Below are 22,032 nucleotides of genomic sequence, written 5' to 3'. Positions count from 1 at the left end.
GGGCGCTGGAACCTGTTTTTGCTCTACATGCGCATGTCGTTCAGGTCGCATGAGGCGGTGGTCAGTTGATCGCACAGCGGCTTGAGCAATTCCAGCACCGACACAGCGAATACCTTGCTTTCGCCGGCCAGGTGCAGCAACTCGCACAGGGCATCCAGGCCGTTGGACACGTTACTCACCGTGTCGCGCAGCTCGGGCAAGGGTCGCAGCGGCCTACCGATGGGGGAGGCGGGGTTCATGTTGAACCGCCTTGCATGCAGGAAGTTGAAGTTGGCTGCTCAACAGAGTTCATTTGTGTGGTGCTTCCATTATTAATCCGGGCTTTTGACTCCTCAGTATTGCCGTCTTGCCACGCCTTTTGATGGGGGAAATAGCCCTTTTTGGGCGTATTTCTCGCGCGCCAGAGGTGTTTCCTCTTGCCGTGCACCAGTGCGCCTGCCTGAGGCCTCATCCATGCGAGATGGAGGGGGTGTTGCCCGCCCCCGGTCCCCCGGTCAGGGCCGACCCCACCCCGCCCTGCAGCGCGCGCTCGAGACCCCGCCCCGCCCCCGAGCTAAATGGCCCTCTTTCAACGGTGCTGCCGAACCTGGTCAGCGCTAAGCCTGGCGTGGCTTGCCGGCCGGTTTTCGAGTGTCAAGGAATCGCGGGAATTGCCGGGAATTTACGTCAGGTCTGAGGGCGCGGCTGGTGATCTGAGTCCGCCGTTTTTTACTGAAAAAAATGGTGGGGTCGGGGAAAACCTGATTTTTTCCATTCCCTGGGCAAATCGAGCTGCAGCCCGCATGAATGCTGGTTTTTTCAGATTAGAACCTACCATGATTTGAGCTAACCATAAACCTGATATTCACGTAAGTTGTTGATTTACATAAGGTCTTTTATTGATTGATGTTAGATTTTTTGATTCTGATTAAGTTGGGTCTAGGTTAGAAAAATGTCAGGGTTGCCATTTGCCTCGAATGCCCCGTAAACACAGGCTTTCCAAGCTTTTTGATTTTTAAATTAGAAATATCAGGCTTTCCCCGACCCCACACCGGAATTTTGAAAGCGCTTCCTATTGGCGCGCTCGATCCTCTGCACTCGTTTGTAACGCGCAGCTATCAAAGCCACGCATCTGGGGGGTGAGCGACTGCTGCGAAAAGGGGAGGGAACGGACGACATGCGGATGCATGTGGCGGCACCTGGCCGTGCGGCCGGTAACAAGCGTGCCGGTTTATTGATTGCGGACGGTGGTTCAATCTCCGTTGCCGATTGAAGTACCAGTCACACGTATTTCACACGTAGAATCTCAAAACGGCGCAGATGCGTGGGTTTACTAAGGTTCAAATCCCCCCAGCTCCACCATACATAGAAAGCCCAACTGTTTTCAGTTGGGCTTTTCTTTTGGAAAATCCCCAATGTTTACGCGCACTTACGGCAACCGCCTCTTGAGTTTTGCGCTATCAAATTTGAATATTTCTGGGCGTTTTTGGTCCAAATTACCCCGTTTTCTCTCTCTGTTCTCAGCTACCCTCTTGAGTTTTCAAGAGGTCACTTCCAATGAAATCAAGGACTTACGCGGGGGTGGTATGCAATTGGAAATTGCATAGTTGGAGCGACTGAGAACAGAGAGTGCCTGAAAATGCCACCGTCATGCCACCGTCATGCCACCGTGGCAGCACGTTTTGGACGCGCTTGGCGAAGGCACTTGCTCAAGAACGCCGGTGCCCGAACCGATAGCCTAGCGACAAGGGTCCGCCCATCCACATCCACATCCACATCCACATCCCTTTGACCTTGCTGGCCGCGATCTTGTCCCGAATGCGCTCGCCGGTGGCTTCGGCATCCTGAACCAGCTGCGGGGTCACTTTGATCATGTGGATTCGTTCCTGATGGACAGAGCCACCCTCGATGCGCACGCTTCCGTCTGGGGATCTAGGACAAGCCGCTACGGATGGACTTGCACAGGCTGACGCCCGAAGAGAGAGACCTCTACGATGATCTCCGCGACAACCGCATCCGCGCGGGGCTGCGGTTGGAGCAGGAACATATTGGCTTCCACTGGCTGGGCAATGACCTCCAGAAGCTCCTCGGCAGCAGTAGCGGTGTCAATCCATGCACCTTGTCATGAGTCCATAAAAAGACTATATTCAGTCCTATTCAAACATCAGGAGGACGGCCATGCGCTACTCATCTCAAGTCAAACCGATCAGCTACCTCAAAGCCAACGCCGCTGAGGTCCTGACGCGCCTTGCCGAGCGGCGTGAGCCTTTGGTCATCACGCAGAACGGTGAAGCCAAGGCGGTCCTGCAGGATGTGGCCTCGTTCGAGGAAACGCAGGAAACTCTGGCCTTGCTGAAAATCCTGGCACTGGGCAATCAGGACGTGGCGGCAGGCAAGGTTAAGCCTGTGGCGGACGTCGTTGCCCGTCTGCGCGCAAAGCGCACCACTGCCTGATGACAGACGCGCCCGCCAAGTTCGAAGTCCTGCTCACCGAGGGGGCCGAACAGGACTTGGAGGCCATTCACGACTACATCGCCGAGTTCGATTGCGTTGCCAACGCCAACTACGTGTTGGACCAGTTGATGGAGGTCGTGGAGAGCCTGTCGCGGTTTCCGGAGCGTGGCAGCTACCCCAAGGAGCTGGTCGAACTGGGCATCAAAGAGTACCGCCAGACCTCGTTCAAACCTTACCGTTTGATCTACCGCGTCACGGGTAGGCAAGTCATCATCCATCTGATCGTCGATGGTCGTCGCGATATGCAGTCGGTGCTTGCTCGCAGACTGCTGGGCGCATAGTCCATCGGCTGCAATGTTGGCTACAACCCGCACGGACCTGCAGCAGTGCTCACCAGTTCAGTGAGCAAGTTTCGCGGTCGGCAATCATCCGCCACCATTCATCAAAAGCTCAACCATTATTGGTTTGGCTTTTTTTTTGCCCGAAACGCCTGTGTTGGCGCGGTTTCGTTAATTCTGCCGGTGAGCGTCACCTCGCCGTCGACCCCGTTCCGGGCGCCACTGTTCCAAAATTTTCTCTCTATTCTCTGTTATGCCGGTGAGCGTTCATCACCTGGAAGCCCGCATGGGCAGGGTTTCCGGCCGGCGGGTTGCGGTTGTGAACTGGTCGGGCAGAGGCGACCTAGAACAAAGAAACGGACGCCAAATGCATATAAAACCGTTCACCACAAGTCGACCGGCATTGCGTTGGTTGGCGGCTACCGTCCAGCATGCAACGCCACACCAGCTAGCGCAGTTCGCCGCGACGGCTATCCAGCGGGGCTACGAATGAGTTTTCATATTGCCATCCTGAGCTGAATCCGCTTGCGCTGCCCAAGCGGCTGTCGGCAGCAGCTTGGCTTTCAAGGGTTAGGCCTGCGTTCGCTCCGGTGGTGGGGGTCAGTGGGACACTGATGCGGCTGCGTCGCTGGCGTTCTATGGCCGCACTCAGGTTCAAGCGCGCTGCATTGACCCGGGCTTCATCGCGTTCACGCTCCGGCGCACCCGCCTCGGCAGCTGCTTCGCCGAGGAACTCGGTGCGGATTTCCTCGGTGGTGGGCAGTCCATCGGGTGCGAGCACCCAGTAGGCAATGCCGCACTGTGACAGCAGGCTTTGCTTGAGATGCCGGTTGCTGCGCGGCAGACCACTGGGGCCCAGCACGTCTACGCAGCCAATCACCCGGCCGTCGGACCTGCATACGGTGAGGGTGCAATACACGCCGCTTAGCAACTTGTACCAGTGCAGGCCCTGTTCTTTGGTCCGTGGCAATGTAAAGCGCGTCACCGGGATCTTGATCATGACGTAGTGATCGGAAAAACTTTGAGTTAGCCAGCGCCACACCTTGCGCTCTTCGGTGTTGGCCAGTACGCGTGGGTTGAGTGGCCATCGCTTGGGAATCATCTTGCGCCTTCGGGCTGACCGGCCCGTTAACCACGCCCACAGCAAGGCGCCAACAACTGCGCCGGCCGCCGCCGCCACAAGTGTCAACATCCAAACCGTGAGATTGTTCAAAATGTTTCCTTTTTTCTTATTTGTTAACTACTGTAACAATGTTTCATTTTGCAGATCAAGAGCAATTGTTCACACAAACTGTTCTTTTGACTGAGCATTTGGCGCGATGGCCCCGGTCTGACGCCCAGAGGTCCGTCGGCGACAATACAGGCATGGTAAGCATGCATCTGGACAATATTCTTTACTCCCAGGGGTTTGGCACGCGGCGCGTCTGCGCGGGGCTGATTCAACAGGGCTTTGTGGCTGTAGCCGGCGTTCCGTGTTCGGACCCTGCCGTGGAGTTTGAAACGGAAGGCTTGCAGTTCTCAGTGCAAGGCGTGCCGTGGGAATTCCACGAGAAGGCGTACCTGATGCTGCACAAGCCCGCAGCGTACGAGTGCTCGCAAAAGCCCAGCACGTATCCCAGCATTTACACGCTGCTGCCAGCACCAATTCGCCAGCGCGGCGGTGGCGCGGCGGCGGGCGTGCAGGCCGTAGGCCGGCTGGACCAGGACACGACGGGCTTGCTGCTGCTGTCGGACGACGGAAAGTTCATTCACCGCATGAGTTCGCCCAAACACCATGTGCCCAAGGTCTATGACGTGGTGGTCAAACATGCAGTGGATGAGAAGCAGATTCAAAAACTGCTGGCGGGTGTGGTACTGGACGATGATCCCAAGCCGGTTCGGGCGGCGGCCTGCGAAAAGACGGGCGAGCTGCAACTGAGCTTGACACTGACAGAAGGCAAGTACCACCAGGTCAAACGCATGGTTGCCGCCGTGGGCAACCGGGTGGAGGGCTTGCACCGCTCGCGAATCGGCGCACTGCCGCTGCCGGCCGACTTGAAGCCCGGGGAGTGGCGCTGGCTGACGGCGCAGGACCTGGCCCGCATTGCGGCCACGCCGTGATGCGGGCGCGACATGGATCGCCCGCCGATGGCTGGAACAGGCTTTTATAAAATTTCAATAAAAAGAGCCTTTATCCCTTTTCGAATGGGCGCAAGCAGCTACAAAAAACGTAGCGATTAGATGGCATTTTTCAAGAATTCAGTGATCGTTTCGAGGCCTGTTTCAGGCTGATCCCGGTGGGGCGAGTAAGCGCAGTTGGCGCGTCTGAACTGCTGCGCATGGGACACGGCCAGGGCGATCTCGTCCAATTGAAGCAGGGTGCCGTACGTCGGGTACGGGTTCAGACTGCGCCCGTAGCCCCGCCCGGTTCGTAGCCATGCACACGGCCTGAGGCCGCTCCTGGCCGCGCGGGGCCCACAGGCTGACCGAGTCCAGTCCCTCGTGCAAGAAAACGAGGCGGCTCCTGTTGCTGGCTCCGGCAATCGGACGCACTTCCAGTCCGATGCCGTTTATTTCCAGAAATTTCATCCTTGCATCGTAAGCGCTGTAAACGACTTGGGTCATACGGCGTTGTTTAGGCTACAGGCCGCTCATGCGGCCCGGTAAATTCGGTTGTTGACCTTGGAAAGACTGTTTTTGTGAATGTTTCTGCCCGTTTTCTAGCTGCCTGGCTGTGTGCTGTTGCCAGCCTGCTGTCTGTGCAAGGTGTTTCGGCGCTGGCGCAACCCGCCCCTGCGATTCCGCCATCGGCCTACCCGGTGTTTGTGCTCAATTCGCTGGATGACAGTGTGAGCGTCATCAATCCTGTTGACTGGACCGAGACCCGGCGCATTCCTACTGGCAAGGAGCCTCATCACCTGTACATGACGCCCGACGAGAAGTCAGTCATCGTGGCCAATGCGCTGGGGGATTCCCTGACCTTTATCGACCCGCGCACGGCCGAGGTGCAACGCACGGTGCGCGGCATCCTGGACCCGTACCAGCTGCGGTTTTCACCCGATATGAAATGGTTCGTCACGGTGGCCAACCGGCTCAACCACATCGACATCTACCGCTGGGATGGCAAGGACATGACGCTGGCCAAGCGCATTTCCACCAGCAAAACGCCCAGCCACCTGTGGATTGACAGCAAAAGCACCACGATTTACGCCACCATGCAGGACAGCGACGAACTCGTGGCCGTCGATCTGGCCACGCAAACCCTCCAGTGGCGCGTCAAAACCGGCGCCATGCCGGCTGACGTGTTCGGCACGCCCGACGACAAGACCTTGCTGGTCGGGCTCACGGGCGGCGATGGCGTGGAGGTGTACGACGTTTCGGGCAAACAAGCGCGATTGGTGAAAAAGATACAGACCGGCCTGGGCGCGCACGCCTTTCGCGCCGCTGGCGACCGCCGCCACGTGTATGTGAGCAACCGCGTGGCCAACACCATCAGCAAGATCGACTACCAGACCTTCAACGCAGTAAGCACCTTTCCGGCACCCTCGGGCCCGGACTGCATGGACATTTCTGCCGACGGCAAGACCATCATGGTCGCCTCACGCTGGGCCAGGAAACTCACCGTGATCGACGCCACCAGCGGCCAGGTGGTGCGGCAAGTCAACGTGGGTAAATCACCGCACGGCGTCTGGACGCTGAATCATGCGACCCGTCAGTAAATCGGGATATGCTATTGTTTTAATAGCTTCTATCGCTTGTTCTACGTGGGCTACAGCTCAAAACAACTTAAAAAATAGTTGCGCCAAGCCGCTCTACCTGACGTTTGACACGGGCCACATGGAGGTCGCCCCGCTCATTGCGGAGGTGCTGAAGCGCCAGGATGTCAGGGTGACGTTCTTTGCCGCCAACGAGCGGACCCGGGTGGGTGATGGCAGCTTGGGCAAGCACTGGGCGCCATGGTGGAAGGCGCGCGCCGCCGAGGGTCATGAATTTGCGTCACACACCTATGACCATGCTTACTGGCGCGGTGATGTGCCCGGCGCTGAACCCACATTTCGCATCCGCCCCTCGGCAGGTAAGGCCGAGGGCCGCGACTTGACCTGGAACCCGGAAAATTACTGCGCCAACATTGCCCTTGCAGCCCAGCGCCTGCAGGAGATCACCGGCAAGAAGCCGCTGCCGCTGTACCGCGCGCCGGGTGGCAAAACGTCGCCCAAGCTGCTGGCCGCTGCCAGGGCCTGCGGTTGGGCGCACGTGGGCTGGTCGCCGGCGGGCTTTCTGGGCGACGAACTGCCCAGCGAGACGTTCAGCAACGCGGCCCTGTTGAAAAATGCGCTGAAAGACATCCGTGAGGGCGACATCCTGCTGGCGCACCTGGGCATCTGGTCACGCAAGGACGCGTGGGCGCCGGCCGTACTGGAGCCGCTGATCATGGGCCTGAAGGACAGGGGCTTTTGCTTTGAAACCTTGCGCGCGCACCCGGCCTACAAGGGCTGGATTGCCACGAACGCTCAATGAACCTTGAAATGGGCGTGACCGTGATCGAGTGGATGCAGGACCAGTTTGCCGTGGCGCAGCAGTCGCTGTTTGAGGCCGTGGTACAGCCTCTGGCGTTTGGGCTCGGGGCCGGCAACCTGCTGGAAGACGCCTACAACGGCACGGGCTGGCTGGTGATGGGCCTGCTGCAGATGGTCGTCTTGCTGTTGGTCATCGGGCCGCTGCAACGGCTCTGGCCCGTTGAGCCCATGCGCAACCGGCGCGCCATCCGCGTGGATGTGCTCTACACCCTGATTCATCGCCTGGGATTGTTCAAGCTGATCATGTTCTTCACGTTCGAGAACTGGCTGGAGTCCGGCATTGGCGAGCTGCGGGCGCTTGGACTGACCACGTTTCATCTGGACCAGCTCTGGCCTGGCGTGACGGATGGTGCGTTGCTGAGCTTTGTGCTGTATCTGGTGGTGTTTGATTTTGTGAACTACTGGTACCACCGCGCGCAGCATCAGTTCAACTGGGGGTGGGCGCTGCATTCTCTGCACCATTCGCAGCGGCAGATGACGATGTGGACCGACAACCGCAACCACCTGCTGGACGACGTGCTGCGCGATTTGGTTTTTGTGGTGGTCGCGATCCTGATTGGGGTGGCACCCGGCCAGTTCATCGCGCTGGTGGCCCTTGGTCAGCTCAGCGAGAGCTTTCAGCATGCCAATCTGCGCCTGTGGTTCGGTCGGGTGGGCGAGCGGCTATGGGTGAGTCCGCGCTTTCACTGGCTGCACCACAGCGTCGGCATGGGCCACGAAAGCCACGGCCCAAGCCCCCTGGGCGGTTACAACTTTGGTGTGCTGCTGCCTTGGTGGACATGCTGTTTGGCACGGCTAATTTCGAGCAGCGCTACGACGCTACCGGCGTGCGCGACCAGGTCGAGAACCACCGGGACTATGGCTGCGGTTTCTGGTCCCAGCAGTGGCTGGGCTTGAAGCGCCTGGTCGGCCGCGCCTGAGCCTTCGCGCTGTGCTTGCGTCGGCCATCAGCGCCGCAATCGCTAATGGGGTCAATCCGGGTATCCTTCCTGCCATGAGCAAGCTTCTCGATTCCTTCTGGCGGGCAGTGATGTACTGCCTGCATCCCCGCGTTATCGCCCTGTCGGTCCTGCCCGTGGTCATCATGGGGGTGTTTTCGTTGGGCCTGGGGTATTTTTACTGGGAAAGCGCGCTCGCGCTGGTGCGCGAGAGTCTGGAGCGCTTTGAGTTGGTCAACGCCATGGGACACTGGCTGGATGGGCTGGGTCTGGGCAGTCTTCGCCTTGTTTTGGCGCCTGCACTGCTGCTGTTCCTGGCCATTCCCGTGATCGTGATCATTACGCTGTTGTTTGTGGCGATGTTCATGACGCCGGCCATGGTCGCCATGGTGGCTGAGCGGCGGTTTCCCCGGCTGGAGCGCAAAAAAGGCGGCTCGATGCTCGCCAGCGTGCTTTGGTCACTCGGCTCCACGCTGCTGGCCATCATTGCGCTGCTGGTGTCGATTCCGCTCTGGCTGATTCCACCGCTGATTCTTATTTTGCCGCCCCTGATCTGGGGCTGGCTCACCTACCGCGTCATGTCGTACGACGCACTGGCGGACCACGCGAGCAGCGAAGAGCGGCGTCAGATCTTCAAGGAAAATCGCCTGACGCTGCTGGGCATCGGCGTGCTCAGCGGTTACCTTGGCACCGTGCCCAGCCTGATCTGGGCATCGGGTGCCATGTTTGTCGCCATGGCCCCTATCCTGGTGCCGGTCGCCATCTGGCTCTATACCTTGGTGTTTGCCTTCTCGTCGCTCTGGTTTGCCCATTACACCTTGGCGGCGCTGGAGCAGCTTCGCAAAGAAAATAGCGTGTTTCCACCCGACCTGATTGTGCAGGATGCTATTGAACCAATAGCAAATGAGCCTGTGCCTGAAACGCTTCCAAACCCGGTTCCGGACATTGCATCGCCGGGTGGTCAGCCCGATTCCAAACTTTAAACCCAGGACTTCAAGAGCCACCCGCATGACGACACACTTTGGACTCATCATCATCGGCGATGAAATTCTCTCGGGCAAGCGCGCCGACAAGCACCTGCCCAAAGCCATTGAATTGCTCGGCGCGCGCGGCCTGCAGCTTAGCTATGCCGAGTATGTGGGCGACGATCCGGCCCGTATCACCGCCACACTGGCGCATGCCTTTGCCGCAGCGCGTAAAACCGGCGATGTGGTTTTTTCCACCGGCGGTATTGGCGCCACCCCCGATGATCACACCCGGCAATGCGCAGCAGAGGCATGGGGCGTTCCGCTGGCGCTGCATCCCGAGGCCGAGACGCTGATACGGGAGCGCATGCAGGATCTAGCCCGGGAGCAGGGGGTGGCCTACGAGCCTGACCGGCATGACAACATTCATCGCCTGAACATGGGGGTGTTTCCGGTGGGCGCCCAGATCATTCCAAACCCCTACAACAAGATTCCCGGTTTTAGCTGCGATGCGGGCGAGGGCGCGCTGCACTTCATGCCGGGTTTTCCGGTCATGGCCTGGCCCATGATGGCGTGGCTGCTGGACACGCGCTATGCCCATTTGCACCAAAAGTCAGCCTACGTTGAAAAATCGGTGGTCGTTCTGGGGTCCATGGAGGCCATGCTGACACCGCTGATGCTCGAGATTGAAGCAGCATTTGCAGGCGTCAAGGTGTTTAGCCTGCCGAGTGTGGATCACCCCGAACACGGCCGCCATATTGAATTGGGCGTGAAAGGCGCGCCGGAGGCTGTTGATCAGGCCTATCCGGCCCTGCTGGCGGGCTTGCACAGGTTTGATCTGAACTTGGGCCCCGAATTGGTGCGTTAACTTTTGCACTGTAAAGGTGCATCTGAATTTTGCGTCTTTCTGGTGCATCTGTCAGGTGTTTTTTTAGGTGTGGCGTTCGTCAAACGCCTGAAGTAGCCCCAGCTAACGCCACAATAGCGGCACAATCCAGAGTTGGCCTGAAAACCAGGCAGATATTGGTTTTGGCACAAAAAGTGCATTAGCAGGCATTAAGATAATTTTTTAACCACCCATCCAGCAACAGGAGATTCTGATGGCAAAGACCGTCGCAGACGTCATGAAAATGGTCAAGGAAAACGAAGTCAAGTTTGTTGACTTCCGCTTCACCGACACCCGGGGTAAAGAGCAGCACGTCACCGTGCCTGTGTCCCATTTTGACGAGGACAAGTTCGCTTCGGGCCATGCGTTCGACGGCTCATCGATTGCAGGCTGGAAGGGCATTGAAGCCTCCGACATGCAGCTGATGCCCGACCCCAACACGGCCAATATCGATCCTTTCTTTGAAGAAACGACGCTGCTGCTGAGCTGCGACGTGGTCGAGACCAGCGACGGCAAAGCCTATGACCGCGATCCACGCTCGATTGCCAAGCGCGCTGAAGCCTACCTGAAAGCTTCCGGCCTGGGTGATACCGCCTACTTCGGACCTGAGCCTGAATTTTTCATCTTTGATGACGTGCGCTGGAACACCGACATGTCGGGCACTTTCTTCAAAATCGAAGAATACGAAGCGCCCTGGAACTCGGGCGCCAAGCTCGAAGGCGGCAACCGCGGACACCGTCCCACCGTCAAGGGCGGCTACTTCCCCGTGCCTCCGGTCGACAGCACGCAGGACATGCGCGCTGAAATGTCCCTGATTCTCGAATCGCTGGGCATTCCCGTCGAAGTGTTCCACCATGAAGTCGCTGGCCCCGGCCAGAACGAAATTGGTACCCGATTCAGCACGCTGGTAGAGCGCGCCGACTGGACGCAGCTGCTGAAATACGTGGTGCACAACGTGGCCAACGCCTACGGCAAGACGGCCACCTTCATGCCCAAGCCCATCGTCGGCGACAACGGCTCCGGCATGCACGTTCACCAGTCCATCTGGAAAGATGGCAAAAACCTGTTTGCCGGCGACGGCTATGCAGGCCTGTCCGATTTCGCGCTGTACTACGTCGGCGGCATCATCAAGCATGCCCGTGCGCTGAACGCCATCACCAACCCCGGCACCAACAGCTACAAGCGCCTGGTTCCTGGCTATGAAGCACCGGTCAAGCTGGCCTACTCGGCCAAAAACCGCTCGGCTTCGATCCGTATTCCTTATGTGGCCAACCCCAAGGGCCGCCGCATCGAAGCGCGTTTCCCCGATCCACTGATGAACCCTTACCTCGGCTTTGCGGCCCTGATGATGGCCGGTCTCGATGGCGTGGAAAACAAGATCCATCCCGGCGAAGCCGCCACCAAGGATCTGTACCATCTGCCGCCCGAGGAAGATGCGCTGGTCCCCACCGTGTGCCATAGCCTGGACCAGGCCCTTGAGGCGCTCGACGTGGGCCGCGGCTTCCTGACCAAAGGTGGCGTGTTCACCGACAGCATGCTGGATGCCTACATTGAACTGAAAATGGGCGAAGTGACGCGTTTGCGCCAGGCCACGCACCCCATCGAGTTCGAGATGTACTACTCCCTCTAATCAGGGCGCTACATTTCCCGGCCACTGACAGTTTTTTACAGTTTTTGGTTAAAAAAGGGACGGCAAATGCCGTCCCTTTTTTTATGGCTATACGGGGTTATCGTCCGGCGGGTTTTGTACACTTGGCGCTTTGCCGCATACTGGGCACTGTCTGCGCTTATGCGCCCATCAGCTGCCTGCAGGCACCGGGAGTTCCCTATGAAATACACTTTGCTGCTACCCGTCTTTTCCTTGCTGCTGGCCAGTGCTGGAAACGCCGTCTGGGCGCAGCAGATTTATCGCTGCGTCGACGCCGGCGGCGGTACGCCCGAATACATCAACAATGTCAAGGATGCCCAAACCCGCAACTGCAAGCCGGTATCGGGTGGGAATGTCACGGTGGTGCAGGGCACGCCTGTGTCAAAAGCCCCGGCGGTACGCACGGCCCCGGCCGCAGCTGCCAGCGGGCCGCGTAACGACGGCAACCCCGATCAGCGTGCCCGCGACAGCGACTCGCGCGTCATTCTTGAAGCAGAGCTGAAAAAGACTGAAGCCAAGCTGGCTGAGCAGCTTAAAGAATACAACAACGGCGAGCCCGAAAAGCAGGGCATTGAAGGGCGCAATTACCAGCGCTACCTGGACCGCGTGGCCGAGCTCAAGGACAGCATTGCGCGCCACCAGAGCGACATTGCCGGCCTCAAGCGCGAGATTGCCCGTCTGCCTGCAAATTAGGCGCGGACTGCAACCGCTTCTGCGCCAGAATAGACGGCTTGAACAAGCCCTATTTCTCTGCCGTTTCAGGCCTTCCCCTTCCGGTCTCCGGGTCACCCCGGTTTCAATCGTTTGACCTGCTGGCTACGTTGGTGGCGGTTGTGCGAACCGACGGCACCGTTGTTTTTGCCAACGCGGCGCTGGAAGACGCGCTGGGCATTTCCCGGCGCACCATCGAAGGCTCGCAGCTGCCCGAGTGCTTTACGGAACCCCTGATTCTTCAAAATGCGCTTGAAGGTGCAGGCAGTAATGAGTTTGCAACTTTGCGCTACGACGCCTGGCTCAGGCGACTGAACCACGAACCCGTGCCTGTGCATGTGGTGGTGGCGCAAACCGATATGCCGGGCGAAGCGATTGTGGAGTTGCTGCCGCTGGAGCAACAGGCCAAGCAAGACCGCGAAGAACGCCTGATCGACCAGGCCCAGGCCAACAAGGAGCTGATCCGCAATCTGGCGCACGAGATCAAGAACCCTTTGGGCGGCATTCGCGGCGCGGCGCAGTTGCTGCAGATGGAAATCGACAAGGACCTGAGCGAGTACACCCAGGTCATCATCCACGAAGCCGACCGGCTGCAGACCCTGGTGGACCGTTTGCTCGCGCCGCACCGCCGGCCGCACCTGGTGGGGGATGTGAACATCCACGAAGTGTGTGAACGCGTGCGTTCGCTGATCCTGGCTGAGTTCCCCAAGGGGCTGCGGGTGATGCGGGACTATGACATCTCGATTCCCGAGTTCCGCGGCGACCGCGAGCAACTGATCCAGGCGGTGCTGAATATTGCCCACAACGCGGCGCAGGCGCTGGCAGAGCGCATGGCCGCAGGGGATGCGCAGATCACTTTCAAGACACGAATCGCCCGACAAGTCACTTTTGGCAAGCAGCGCTATCGCCTGGCACTGGAATTGCATGTGCTTGACAATGGACCGGGCGTGCCGGACTCCATCAAAGACCGGATTTTCTATCCCCTGGTATCAGGGCGTGAAGGCGGTTCGGGGCTGGGGCTGACATTGGCGCAAACCTTTGTTCAGCAACACCACGGTTTGATTGAGTGCGAGAGCAGGCCAGGCCGGACAGATTTCAAGCTGCTGATACCACTGCCTTGAGGTCTGTTGTTTTTTCATTTCGCAGATAAGCGATAGACCCATGGGACAAGAAGCATGAAACCGATCTGGATTGTTGACGATGACCAGTCCATCCGGTTTGTTCTGGAAAAAGCCCTGCTGCGGGAAGGCTTGCCCACGCGCAGTTTCACCAACCCCCGCGAGGTGCTGGCAGCGCTGGAAAACGCGGCCGAGGACGAGGGTCCGCAAATCCTGGTCAGCGACATTCGCATGCCCGGTGGATCGGGCCTGGAGCTGCTTGAAAAAGTCCATGTCAAGCTGCCCGGCCTGCCGGTCATCATCATGACGGCGTTCTCCGACCTGGACAGCGCGGTGTCGGCCTTTCAGGGCGGCGCGTTCGAGTACCTGCCCAAGCCGTTTGACCTGCCCAAGGCGATAGATCTGATCCGCCGTGCGGTCGAGGAAAGCCAGCGCGAGGAAGTCGCCGAAGAGCGCATGGCGGCCGCACCGGAAATGCTGGGCCAGGCGCCGGCGATGCAGGACGTGTTTCGGGCCATTGGCCGCTTGAGCCAGAGCATGGTGACCGTCATGATCACCGGCGAATCGGGGTCCGGCAAAGAGCTGGTGGCGCGTGCGCTGCACAAGCATTCGCCGCGCGCCAGTGGGCCTTTTATCGCCATCAACACCGCAGCCATTCCCAAGGACCTGCTCGAGAGCGAGCTGTTTGGCCATGAGCGCGGGGCCTTCACCGGCGCGCAGACCATGCGGCGCGGCCGCTTTGAGCAGGCCGATGGCGGCACGCTGTTTCTCGATGAAATCGGCGACATGCCGTTTGACCTGCAGACGCGTTTGCTGCGTGTGCTCAGCGACGGTCATTTCTACCGCGTGGGCGGCCACAGCGCCGTCAAAACCAACGTACGCGTGATTGCTGCCACGCACCAGGACCTGGAGCAGCGCGTCAAGGAAGGCGGCTTTCGCGAGGACCTGTATCACCGTCTCAACGTGATCCGCCTGCGCCTGCCCGCCTTGCGCGAGCGGCGCGAAGATGTTTTCATGCTGACGCGGCATTTCTTGCAGCAAAGCGCCAAGCAGCTGGGCGTCGATTCCAAGCGCATTTCAGATGCGGCCCTGCAGCAACTGAGCAGGTTCAGCTTTCCAGGCAATGTGCGCCAGCTCGAGAACATCTGCCACTGGCTGACCGTGATGGCACCCGCCCAGGTGATTGAGCCCAAAGACCTGCCGCCCGAGGTGCTGAGCGCGACGCCCGATGTGGTCAGGGCCCTGGCGCCAGCCGAAAAAACGGAGGCCATCAAGCCCGAGTGGGCCGCCGTGCCCGAAAACGCACCCGATGCGCCCCAAGCTGATGCCCCTGTTGCCGGGGTCGCCTGTCTGCCCCTGGCCGGGCTTGATCAAAGTGCGTCAAACTGGGAAAGCGGGCTGGAGGCCGAGGCCCAGGCCTTGCTGGCCACAGGGCGCACCGACGTGTGGGACGTGCTGACCCGCCGCTTCGAATCCAAGCTGATCCAGACCGCGCTGGTCAATACGCGCGGCCGCCGGATCGAGGCCGCTCAAAAACTGGGCATTGGGCGCAATACCATCACGCGCAAGATCCAGGAACTAAATCTTGAGTAAATAATAGCCACGGCCCCCGTTCTGCGGTAGATGTTGGCTATTATTTTTATAGCATATTGAGTTCCGCGACGACCGGCATGTAGTTGCCGGGAGCTTCATGGTTGTGCGGCAGTTTGTAGATTACGCAGCGGGCCACCTGCGGTTTGGTGCACTCGATCCATCTCAAAATGGCACTGTATGCAGCCTATAGTTGCCGAATCAGTAACTGTTAAAGGACAAGCATGAGCCTTTCCGAGGCCGACATTCGGGTGCGCCACCTGCAGGAAACTGCGCTGCGTTATTTCTTCGAGGTAGCGCGCTGCGGTTCGCTGACGGAAGCCTCGGAGCGGCTTCATGTGGCGGCTTCGGCGATCAGCCGCCAGATTGCCGGGCTGGAGCAGGCGCTGGGCACGGTGCTCTTCGAGCGGCACCCGCGGGGCATGGTGCTGAACGCGGCCGGCGAGATACTGGCCACGCACGCGCGCCGGGCGAGCCTGGATGCGGAACGCGCGATCAGGGAAATCCTTGCATTGCAAGGCCTGCGCTCGGGCAAGGTGCGAATCGCGGCATCAGAGGGTTTTGCCAACGAGTTTCTGCCGCCGCTGATCGTCGCGTTTCGAGCGCAGAACGAGGGCATCGTTTTTGAGTTGAATGTCGAGCCACCCGCCCAGGTTTCGGCGCGCGTTCGCGACGGCGATGCAGACATCGGATTGAAGTTCAGCCGTGCCCCCGACAAGGAGATCAAGGTCGAATACCGCCAGCCGGCCCCCGTGCTGGCGCTGATGCGCCACGATCATCCCCTGGCCAAGTCCAAATCGGTCACGCTGGCCCGCATGAGCGCCTATCCGATGGCGCTGCCTGCGCCGGATACGACGGTGCGCCAGATGATTGATGTGGAGTGCAGCCGCCAGCAACTGCTGATGGAGTCCGTGCTGACCAGCAACAACATGACCACGCTGCACAACTTTGTGGTGCACGGCGGCGGCATTTCCATCTCCGGGGAGGTGTCGGTGCGGCACCTGGTCGCTGCCGGCGTGCTGGTGGCGATTCCAATCCGCGATCGCGGCATGGGCTTGCGCTACATCGAGGTGCAGACGCTGGTCGGCCGCAGCCTGCCTCAAGCGGTGCAGTCCTTCCTTGACTATCTCAAGCAACGCCTGTCCGGCCAGCCCTAGACGGGTGCAGGCTCCGTGCCTTGGCGCCGAACCGGTGCCCGATCAGCAACAAGCCTCTGCAGATTTCTGAATCCCATGGTTTGCCGTTTTGGCAATGAAACATTGCAAATTCTCTTGTTGTGATAAGGCTAAAGTATTTCTATGATGCCTTCAGACCTTCGTTTTCGGGCGACTTTCCGGGCGTCGCTTACCCCCCACCCATCAAGGAAAATTCACATGCGTTTTCTATCCATCGGCCTCCGCATGCTGGGAGCCGCCGCGCTCATCGCCGCATCCGCGGCCACCCAGGCCCAAGCCTGGCCCGAGCGGCCGGTGCGGCTTGTGGTGCCGTTTCCCGCCGGCGGCGCCACCGACCTGGTGGCACGGGTTATTGCCCAGCGCGTGTCAAAGGACATCGGGCAGCAGGTCATCATTGACAACAAGGCCGGTGCCGGGGGCAGCATCGGCTCGGCCGAGGCCGCCAAGGCGACGGCCGATGGCTACACCCTGCTGTTGACGACCAGCAGCACGCACGCCATCTCGCCGCACCTCATGTCCCGGCTGCCCTACGATGCGGCCCGGGATTTCACGCCGATTGCGCACCTGGCCGACGCTGCAAGCGTGCTGCTCGTGACACCGTCGCTGCCTGTGAAAACGGTGTCTGAACTGATCGCTTATGCCAAAAAGCATCCCGGCCAGCTCAACTACGCCAGCAGTGGCAACGGCACCATCGTGCATTTGACGACCGAAGCCTTCAAGGCCCAGGCCGGCATTTTCATCACCCACGTGCCTTACAAAGGCACGGCACTGGCCATTCCCGATGTCATTTCTGGCTCGGTGCAGGTGTTGATCGATGCGATTCCGTCGGGCATGCCGCATGTCAAGAGCGGTCGCCTCCGGGCCCTGGCTGTCACCGGTGAAAAACGCTCCGCACTGGCCCCCGAGCTGCCGACCGTTGCGGAGGCGGGTCTGCCGGGTTTCTCATCCGTGACCTGGTTTGGGCTTTATGCGCCGCGCGACATGAAACCTGATCTGGTGGCTCGTGTGCATGACGCGTTCGAGAAAGCTGCGCATGCGCCTGACGTGGTCGAAAGCCTGGCCAAACTGGGCGTTGAAACCGCGCCACTGGGCTCGCCCGCACAGTTCGCAGCGATGGTGTCTGCCGACAGCCAGCGCTGGGCGCGCATTATTCGCGAACGCAAGATCACCCTCGAATGAAAAGCTCACCCATGCCCACTTCATCCACCATGAACTTCACGAATCCCTATGCCTCGGCCCGTTCTGCCGTGATGGGGCGCAACGTGGTCAGCACCTCGCAGCCACTCGCTGCCCAGGCCGGCCTGCGCATGCTGCTGGCCGGCGGCAACGCGGTGGACGCCGCCATCGCCACGGCGATGGCGCTGACCGTCGTCGAGCCGACCGGTTGCGGCCTGGGCAGCGATGGCTTCGCGATGGTCTGGGACGGCAAGGAACTGCACGGCCTGAACGCCTCCGGCCGTTCGCCTGCTGCCTGGTCGGCCGACCGCTTCGCCGGCCACAGCGCGATGCCCGACAAGGGCTGGGATGCCATCACCGTGCCCGGCGCCGTTTCAGCCTGGAGCGCACTGTCGCGCCGTTTCGGCCGCCTGCCGTTCGCCGCCCTGGCCGCGCCCGCCATTGACTACGCGCGCAACGGCTTTCCGGTGTCGCCGGTCATCGCGCATTTATGGGCGATGGGCGGTGTCCGGCTGGGCGACCAGCCCGGCTTTGCCGAGTGCTTCCTGCCCGGTGGCCGCGCGCCGTCTGCGGGCGAGCTGTTTCGCAGCGAAGCCCATGCGAGCACGCTGGAAGCCATTGCCGACAGCCATGGCGAGGCGTTTTACCGCGGCGCGCTGGCCCGGCGCATGGCCGCGCATGCCCGGGAAAACGGCGGCGTGCTGACCGAGGACGACCTGGCAAGCCACAGCGCCGACTGGTGCGGCACGCTGGCGCAGCCGTTCGCCGGTTCAGTGGTGCATGAACTGCCGCCCAACGGGCAGGGCATCGCCACCCTGATGGCGCTGGGCATGATGGAGGCGCTGGGTATCGGCAACCAGCCGGTAGACCACGTTGACACGGTCCACCTGTCGATCGAGGCGATGAAGCTCGCGCTGGCAGACCTGCACCAGTACAACGCCGACATTGATGCGATGAAGGTGTCGCCCGCGGCGCTGCTGGATCCGGCCTACCTGGCCGAGCGCGCCAGACTGATTGACCGCAACCGGGCCGGCGACCCCGGCCACGGCACGCCCAAGCCGGGCGGCACGGTTTACATTGCGGCGGCCGATGCCTCCGGCATGATGGTCTCCTTCATCCAGTCCAACTACATGGGCTTTGGCTCGGGCATCGTCGTGCCCGGCACCGGCATCAGCATGCAGAACCGGGGCCATGGCTTTTCTCTGGCGCAGGGGCATGCCAACCAGGTCGGGCCCTCCAAGCGTCCTTCACACACCATCATTCCGGCGTTCGCCATGCATGCCGACGGCACGCCGCAAATGGCTTTCGGCGTGATGGGCGGGCCGATGCAGTCACAGGGCCATCTGCAAATGGCCTTGCGCGTGCTTCACTACGGGCAGAACCCGCAGGCGGCGGCCGATGCACCGCGCTGGCGCGTGACGGGTGGCCTGCAGGTGGCGGTCGAGCCCGGCTTTGATGCCGGCGTGGTCAGCGAGCTCGCTGCGCGCGGGCACGACGTCACGGTCGAGCGCGGCAATGGCGTGTTCGCGTTCGGCGGCGCGCAGTTGGTGCTCAAGCGCGGTGATGCCTACATTGCAGGTTCCGACCCGCGCAAGGACGGGCAGGCCGTGGCGTTCTGAACGCCATGAGCATCGCCCCCTGTCCTGATCGCCGAGTTTCTTGCGCTCGGCTGCATCAGCGACCTACATGGCGAGCAAGGGGCTTGCTGCCTGACTGTGCAGCAGCCCAGCCTGCGCTGGACTTTTCAGGGCAGGCCGGGCAGAAAATATGGTAAAAATGGGGTTTGCCTAGGTGGGGTGGGCGTAAGAAGCTATTGTTTTTATAGCGTAGCGAGTTCTGCCACGACCGGCACATGGTCGCTGGGCCGTTCATTCTTGCGCGGCAGTTTGTCAATCACACAGCTGCGAACCAGGGGTTTGAGCGCTTCGCTGACCAGGATGTGGTCAATGCGCAGTCCTCGGTTGCGCCGGAACGCCATCTCCCGGTAGTCCCACCACGAGTAGCTTTTCTCGGGCTGGTCAAACATCCGGAATGCATCAAGCAGGCCCAGATCAATCAGCGCCTGAAAGTGCTGGCGTTCTTCGGTGGTGTGGTGAATGGTTTCGCGAAGGCCTTCCGGGTCGTAGGTGTCGCGGTCGTCCACGGTGATGTTGAAGTCGCCCAGCAGCACCAGCCGGGGGTGTGTCAGCAGTTCTTCGCGCAGCCAGTCGCGCAGGCCGTTCAGCCATTTCATTTTGTATTCAAACTTTTCGCTGCCAGGCGACTGGCCGTTGACGAAATAGCCGTTGACGACGCGCACCTCGCCATCGGGCATGTCCACCGTGGCGGCAATCACACGCGATTGCTCGTCGGTGAAGCCCGCAATGTTTTTCACGATGTCGCGTGCCGGCGAGCGGCTCAGGATGGCGACGCCGTTGTAGGTTTTCTGGCCGAAAACCGCACTCTGGTAGCCGGCCGCTTCCAGTTCTTTCAAAGGAAATTTGTCATCGCTGAGCTTGAGTTCCTGCAGGCACAGCACATCGACCGGATTGGCCGCGAGCCAATCCAGCACCTGCGGTAGCCGCACAGTCAGGGACTTGATCTTCCAGGTGGCAATTTTCATGGCTATTATGTATAAGCCCAATAGTGACGGGCGCAAGTAGCTATTAAATATGTAGCACAGCCAGGCCGCCCAAGACAACGCCCACACCGGCCAGCGCAAACATGCCGTACTCCAGCCACTTCTTGCGCGTCAGCAAAGCGATGGCCGCCAGGGCGATTGAGACCTGCAGCACCGTGGTGGCTTGCGCCCAGCGGTGGTGCTGGTGCAACTGCTCGTCAGACGATTTGTCCCAGGCCTGGGCTTGTGCTTCAAGTTTATCGGCCCCCGTTTTGATTTCGTTTTTTTCTTTTTCGTAGCGGTCAATTTTGCTCTGGTACGCAACCCTTTTATCTTCAGGCGCCAGGTCGCGGGCAAATTCAGCCAGAGCCTGCTTGGTGCTTTTAGACTGAAAGTAGTTCCACTGGTTGGCCGCTTCGGTCTTCTTGATGGCGGCGTTGTTTTTATAAAGACCGGCATTGGCCTGCGTGGCCCCGCCCATGTAGGAAAAAAGCGCTCCCACCGTTGCGATGATGGCCGTGACGACGGCGATCTGCGCAATCATGCCGCCGCCGTTGTCGTGCGGCGCATGCCCGCCCTGGGCGGCATGCTCCAGTTCATGGTCGTGGGGGCCGTGTACGTGAAATCCGTGTCCTGACATGTCAATTCTTCTTGTGTTTGGAGTAAGTGATAAAGCTGAATTTCAGCCCGTTGGTCGCGACATGATTTTCCCGCGCCGCTTCCATCCATTCAGGACCGAGCGGCGGCGCAAATGCATCGCCTTCAAAGTCCTGGGCAATTTCTGTGACCTCGATGCGGTCGGCCAGCGGCTCGGCCTGGGCATAGATTTGCGCGCCGCCTATGACCCATACTTCTTCAGACTGGCTGCACTGCATCAATGCGTCGGTCAGGCTGGCTGCGGTTTGTGCGCCAGCGTCAATCCAGCCCGGCTGCCGGGTGATGACCACATTGGTGCGGCCGGGCAAGGGGCGGAACCGGGGCGGCAGCGAATCCCAGGTTTTTCGCCCCATGATGACGGGCCAGCCCTGGGTCAGGCGTTTAAAGTGCGCCAGGTCTTCGGGCAGGTGCCAGGGCATGGCGTTGTCCTTGCCAATCACGCCATTGGCGGCGCGGGCAAAAATCATGTTGATGCGTGGCACCTTTGTTATTGCGGCGGTCATTAAACGGCGACCGGCGCCTTGATGGCCGGGTGGTGCTGGTAGTCCAGGAACTCGAAATCCTCGAACTGGTAGTCAAAGATCGACGCCGGCTGGCGCTTGATGTTCAGCGTGGGGTAGGGCAGGGGCGCACGGCTCAGTTGCAAGGCCACCTGTTCTTTGTGGTTGCTGTAGATGTGGCAGTCGCCGCCGGTCCAGATGAAGTCGCCGACGCCCAGGTCGCACTGCTGCGCCACCATGTGCGTGAGCAGGGCGTAGCTGGCAATATTGAACGGCACGCCCAGAAAGATGTCGGCGCTGCGCTGGTAGAGCTGGCAGCTCAGCTTGCCTTTGCCGCCAGGCTCGGTGGCCGGCGCGACGTAAAACTGGAAAAAGGCGTGGCAAGGCATCAGCGCCATCTTGTCCAGATCGGCCACGTTCCAGGCGCTCACGATGATGCGGCGCGAGTCGGGGTTGGTCTTGAGGGTCTTGATGACCTCGGCGATCTGGTCGATGTGGCCGCCGTCTGGCGTGGGCCAGCTGCGCCATTGCACGCCATAGACCGGGCCAAGGTCGCCGTCTTCTCGTGCCCACTCGTTCCAGATCGTCACGCCGCGCTCTGTCAGCCAGTGGTTGTTGCTGGAGCCGGTCAGAAACCACAGCAGTTCCTGGATGATGGATTTGAGGTGCACCTTTTTGGTGGTGACCAGCGGAAAACCTTCGTTCAGGTCAAAGCGCATCTGGTAGCCAAACACGCTGGTGG

23 protein-coding genes and 1 pseudogene are annotated in these 22,032 nt (G+C 60.3%); 17 read left to right on the top strand and 7 right to left on the bottom strand.

The features are described 5' to 3' along the window. Nucleotides 1-23: 23 nt before the first annotated feature. Nucleotides 24-239: a hypothetical protein gene (locus Q8K05_RS13395; RefSeq protein ID WP_305247109.1), complete on the bottom strand. Its 216-nt coding sequence runs from the start codon at nt 237-239 to the stop codon at nt 24-26. A gap of 1,449 nt (nt 240-1,688) precedes the next feature. Next, nucleotides 1,689-1,853, bottom strand: a complete 165-nt coding sequence (locus Q8K05_RS13390; protein ID WP_305247108.1) for a hypothetical protein — start codon at nt 1,851-1,853, stop codon at nt 1,689-1,691. Here Q8K05_RS13390 and Q8K05_RS18895 point away from each other — a divergent pair, their 5' ends adjacent. The 4 genes from Q8K05_RS18895 to Q8K05_RS13375 are packed head-to-tail and all read left to right on the top strand — an operon-like array spanning nt 1,854 to nt 2,774. Then, nucleotides 1,854-1,949 carry a hypothetical protein gene (locus Q8K05_RS18895; protein WP_370868855.1) on the top strand — a complete coding sequence of 32 codons (96 nt, stop codon included), beginning with the start codon at nt 1,854-1,856 and terminating at the stop codon, nt 1,947-1,949. Then, complete coding sequence (locus Q8K05_RS13385) at nt 1,931-2,107, top strand: Wadjet anti-phage system protein JetD domain-containing protein (protein ID WP_370868853.1); 177 nt, start codon at nt 1,931-1,933, stop codon at nt 2,105-2,107. The genes Q8K05_RS18895 and Q8K05_RS13385 overlap by 19 nt, the downstream gene beginning before the upstream one ends. Before the next feature lie 50 nt (nt 2,108-2,157). Beyond that, nucleotides 2,158-2,433, top strand: coding sequence for a type II toxin-antitoxin system Phd/YefM family antitoxin (locus Q8K05_RS13380; protein ID WP_305247107.1), 276 nt, complete (start codon nt 2,158-2,160; stop codon nt 2,431-2,433). Further along, nucleotides 2,433-2,774 carry a type II toxin-antitoxin system RelE/ParE family toxin gene (locus Q8K05_RS13375; protein WP_305247106.1) on the top strand — a complete coding sequence of 114 codons (342 nt, stop codon included), beginning with the start codon at nt 2,433-2,435 and terminating at the stop codon, nt 2,772-2,774. Before Q8K05_RS13380 ends, Q8K05_RS13375 begins: the two co-directional genes overlap by 1 nt. A gap of 445 nt (nt 2,775-3,219) precedes the next feature. On the opposite strand, the gene Q8K05_RS13370 is transcribed toward Q8K05_RS13375, so the two are convergent. Continuing rightward, the gene (locus Q8K05_RS13370; RefSeq protein WP_305247105.1) at nt 3,220-3,984 is read right to left on the bottom strand and encodes a DUF2726 domain-containing protein; all 765 of its coding nucleotides are present in this window, start codon (nt 3,982-3,984) and stop codon (nt 3,220-3,222) included. Between the two features lie 161 nt (nt 3,985-4,145). Between Q8K05_RS13370 and Q8K05_RS13365 the strand changes: the two genes are divergently transcribed. From Q8K05_RS13365 to Q8K05_RS13305, 13 genes and pseudogenes are all read left to right on the top strand, one after another. After that, nucleotides 4,146-4,871, top strand: coding sequence for a pseudouridine synthase (locus Q8K05_RS13365; RefSeq protein WP_305247104.1), 726 nt, complete (start codon nt 4,146-4,148; stop codon nt 4,869-4,871). A gap of 578 nt (nt 4,872-5,449) precedes the next feature. Continuing rightward, nucleotides 5,450-6,469, top strand: coding sequence for a YncE family protein (locus tag Q8K05_RS13360; protein WP_370868852.1), 1,020 nt, complete (start codon nt 5,450-5,452; stop codon nt 6,467-6,469). Further along, nucleotides 6,453-7,268: a polysaccharide deacetylase family protein gene (locus tag Q8K05_RS13355; RefSeq protein ID WP_305247103.1), complete on the top strand. Its 816-nt coding sequence runs from the start codon at nt 6,453-6,455 to the stop codon at nt 7,266-7,268. Before Q8K05_RS13360 ends, Q8K05_RS13355 begins: the two co-directional genes overlap by 17 nt. Before the next feature lie 8 nt (nt 7,269-7,276). After that, nucleotides 7,277-8,247 (top strand): annotated as a pseudogene (locus Q8K05_RS13350) (sterol desaturase family protein). Between the two features lie 74 nt (nt 8,248-8,321). Beyond that, entirely contained in the window at nt 8,322-9,248 is a 927-nt protein-coding gene (locus Q8K05_RS13345) for an EI24 domain-containing protein (protein ID WP_305247102.1), read from the top strand. Between the two features lie 25 nt (nt 9,249-9,273). After that, nucleotides 9,274-10,098 carry a molybdopterin-binding protein gene (locus Q8K05_RS13340; protein ID WP_305247101.1) on the top strand — a complete coding sequence of 275 codons (825 nt, stop codon included), beginning with the start codon at nt 9,274-9,276 and terminating at the stop codon, nt 10,096-10,098. Between the two features lie 232 nt (nt 10,099-10,330). Beyond that, nucleotides 10,331-11,746, top strand: a complete 1,416-nt coding sequence (gene glnA, locus Q8K05_RS13335; RefSeq protein ID WP_305247099.1) for a type I glutamate--ammonia ligase — start codon at nt 10,331-10,333, stop codon at nt 11,744-11,746. Between the two features lie 198 nt (nt 11,747-11,944). Further along, nucleotides 11,945-12,457, top strand: coding sequence for a hypothetical protein (locus Q8K05_RS13330; protein WP_305247097.1), 513 nt, complete (start codon nt 11,945-11,947; stop codon nt 12,455-12,457). A 29-nt stretch (nt 12,458-12,486) separates the two neighbouring features. Beyond that, nucleotides 12,487-13,596, top strand: a complete 1,110-nt coding sequence (glnL, locus tag Q8K05_RS13325) for a nitrogen regulation protein NR(II) (RefSeq protein WP_370868858.1) — start codon at nt 12,487-12,489, stop codon at nt 13,594-13,596. A 54-nt stretch (nt 13,597-13,650) separates the two neighbouring features. After that, the gene (ntrC, locus tag Q8K05_RS13320; protein ID WP_305247094.1) at nt 13,651-15,186 is read left to right on the top strand and encodes a nitrogen regulation protein NR(I); all 1,536 of its coding nucleotides are present in this window, start codon (nt 13,651-13,653) and stop codon (nt 15,184-15,186) included. A gap of 221 nt (nt 15,187-15,407) precedes the next feature. After that, a complete protein-coding gene (locus Q8K05_RS13315) occupies nt 15,408-16,340 on the top strand; it encodes a LysR family transcriptional regulator (RefSeq protein ID WP_305247093.1) in 933 nt (310 codons plus the stop codon). A gap of 216 nt (nt 16,341-16,556) precedes the next feature. Beyond that, complete coding sequence (locus tag Q8K05_RS13310; RefSeq protein WP_305247092.1) at nt 16,557-17,537, top strand: tripartite tricarboxylate transporter substrate binding protein; 981 nt, start codon at nt 16,557-16,559, stop codon at nt 17,535-17,537. 11 nt (nt 17,538-17,548) lie between these two features. After that, nucleotides 17,549-19,153 (top strand): gamma-glutamyltransferase family protein, encoded by a 1,605-nt coding sequence (locus tag Q8K05_RS13305; protein ID WP_305247090.1) that lies wholly within the window; start codon nt 17,549-17,551, stop codon nt 19,151-19,153. Nucleotides 19,154-19,353: 200 nt separating this feature from the next. On the opposite strand, the gene xth is transcribed toward Q8K05_RS13305, so the two are convergent. The 4 genes from xth to Q8K05_RS13285 form a co-directional block, all read right to left on the bottom strand. Beyond that, on the bottom strand, nt 19,354-20,136 hold the full coding sequence (gene xth, locus Q8K05_RS13300; protein WP_305247089.1) for an exodeoxyribonuclease III: 783 nt from the start codon (nt 20,134-20,136) through the stop codon (nt 19,354-19,356). A 43-nt stretch (nt 20,137-20,179) separates the two neighbouring features. Beyond that, the gene (locus Q8K05_RS13295; protein WP_305247088.1) at nt 20,180-20,773 is read right to left on the bottom strand and encodes a DUF4337 domain-containing protein; all 594 of its coding nucleotides are present in this window, start codon (nt 20,771-20,773) and stop codon (nt 20,180-20,182) included. A gap of 1 nt (nt 20,774) precedes the next feature. Then, nucleotides 20,775-21,257: a dihydrofolate reductase gene (locus tag Q8K05_RS13290; RefSeq protein WP_370868857.1), complete on the bottom strand. Its 483-nt coding sequence runs from the start codon at nt 21,255-21,257 to the stop codon at nt 20,775-20,777. A gap of 35 nt (nt 21,258-21,292) precedes the next feature. Next, the coding region (locus Q8K05_RS13285; protein ID WP_305247085.1) for a thymidylate synthase at nt 21,293-22,032 on the bottom strand (740 nt) is incomplete at its 5' end.

This window comes from Polaromonas sp., assembly GCF_030682935.1.
Lineage (GTDB): Bacteria > Pseudomonadota > Gammaproteobacteria > Burkholderiales > Burkholderiaceae_C > Polaromonas.
Note: the sequence above shows the minus strand (reverse complement) of the source record. Positions and strands in the feature narration are given on the sequence as shown.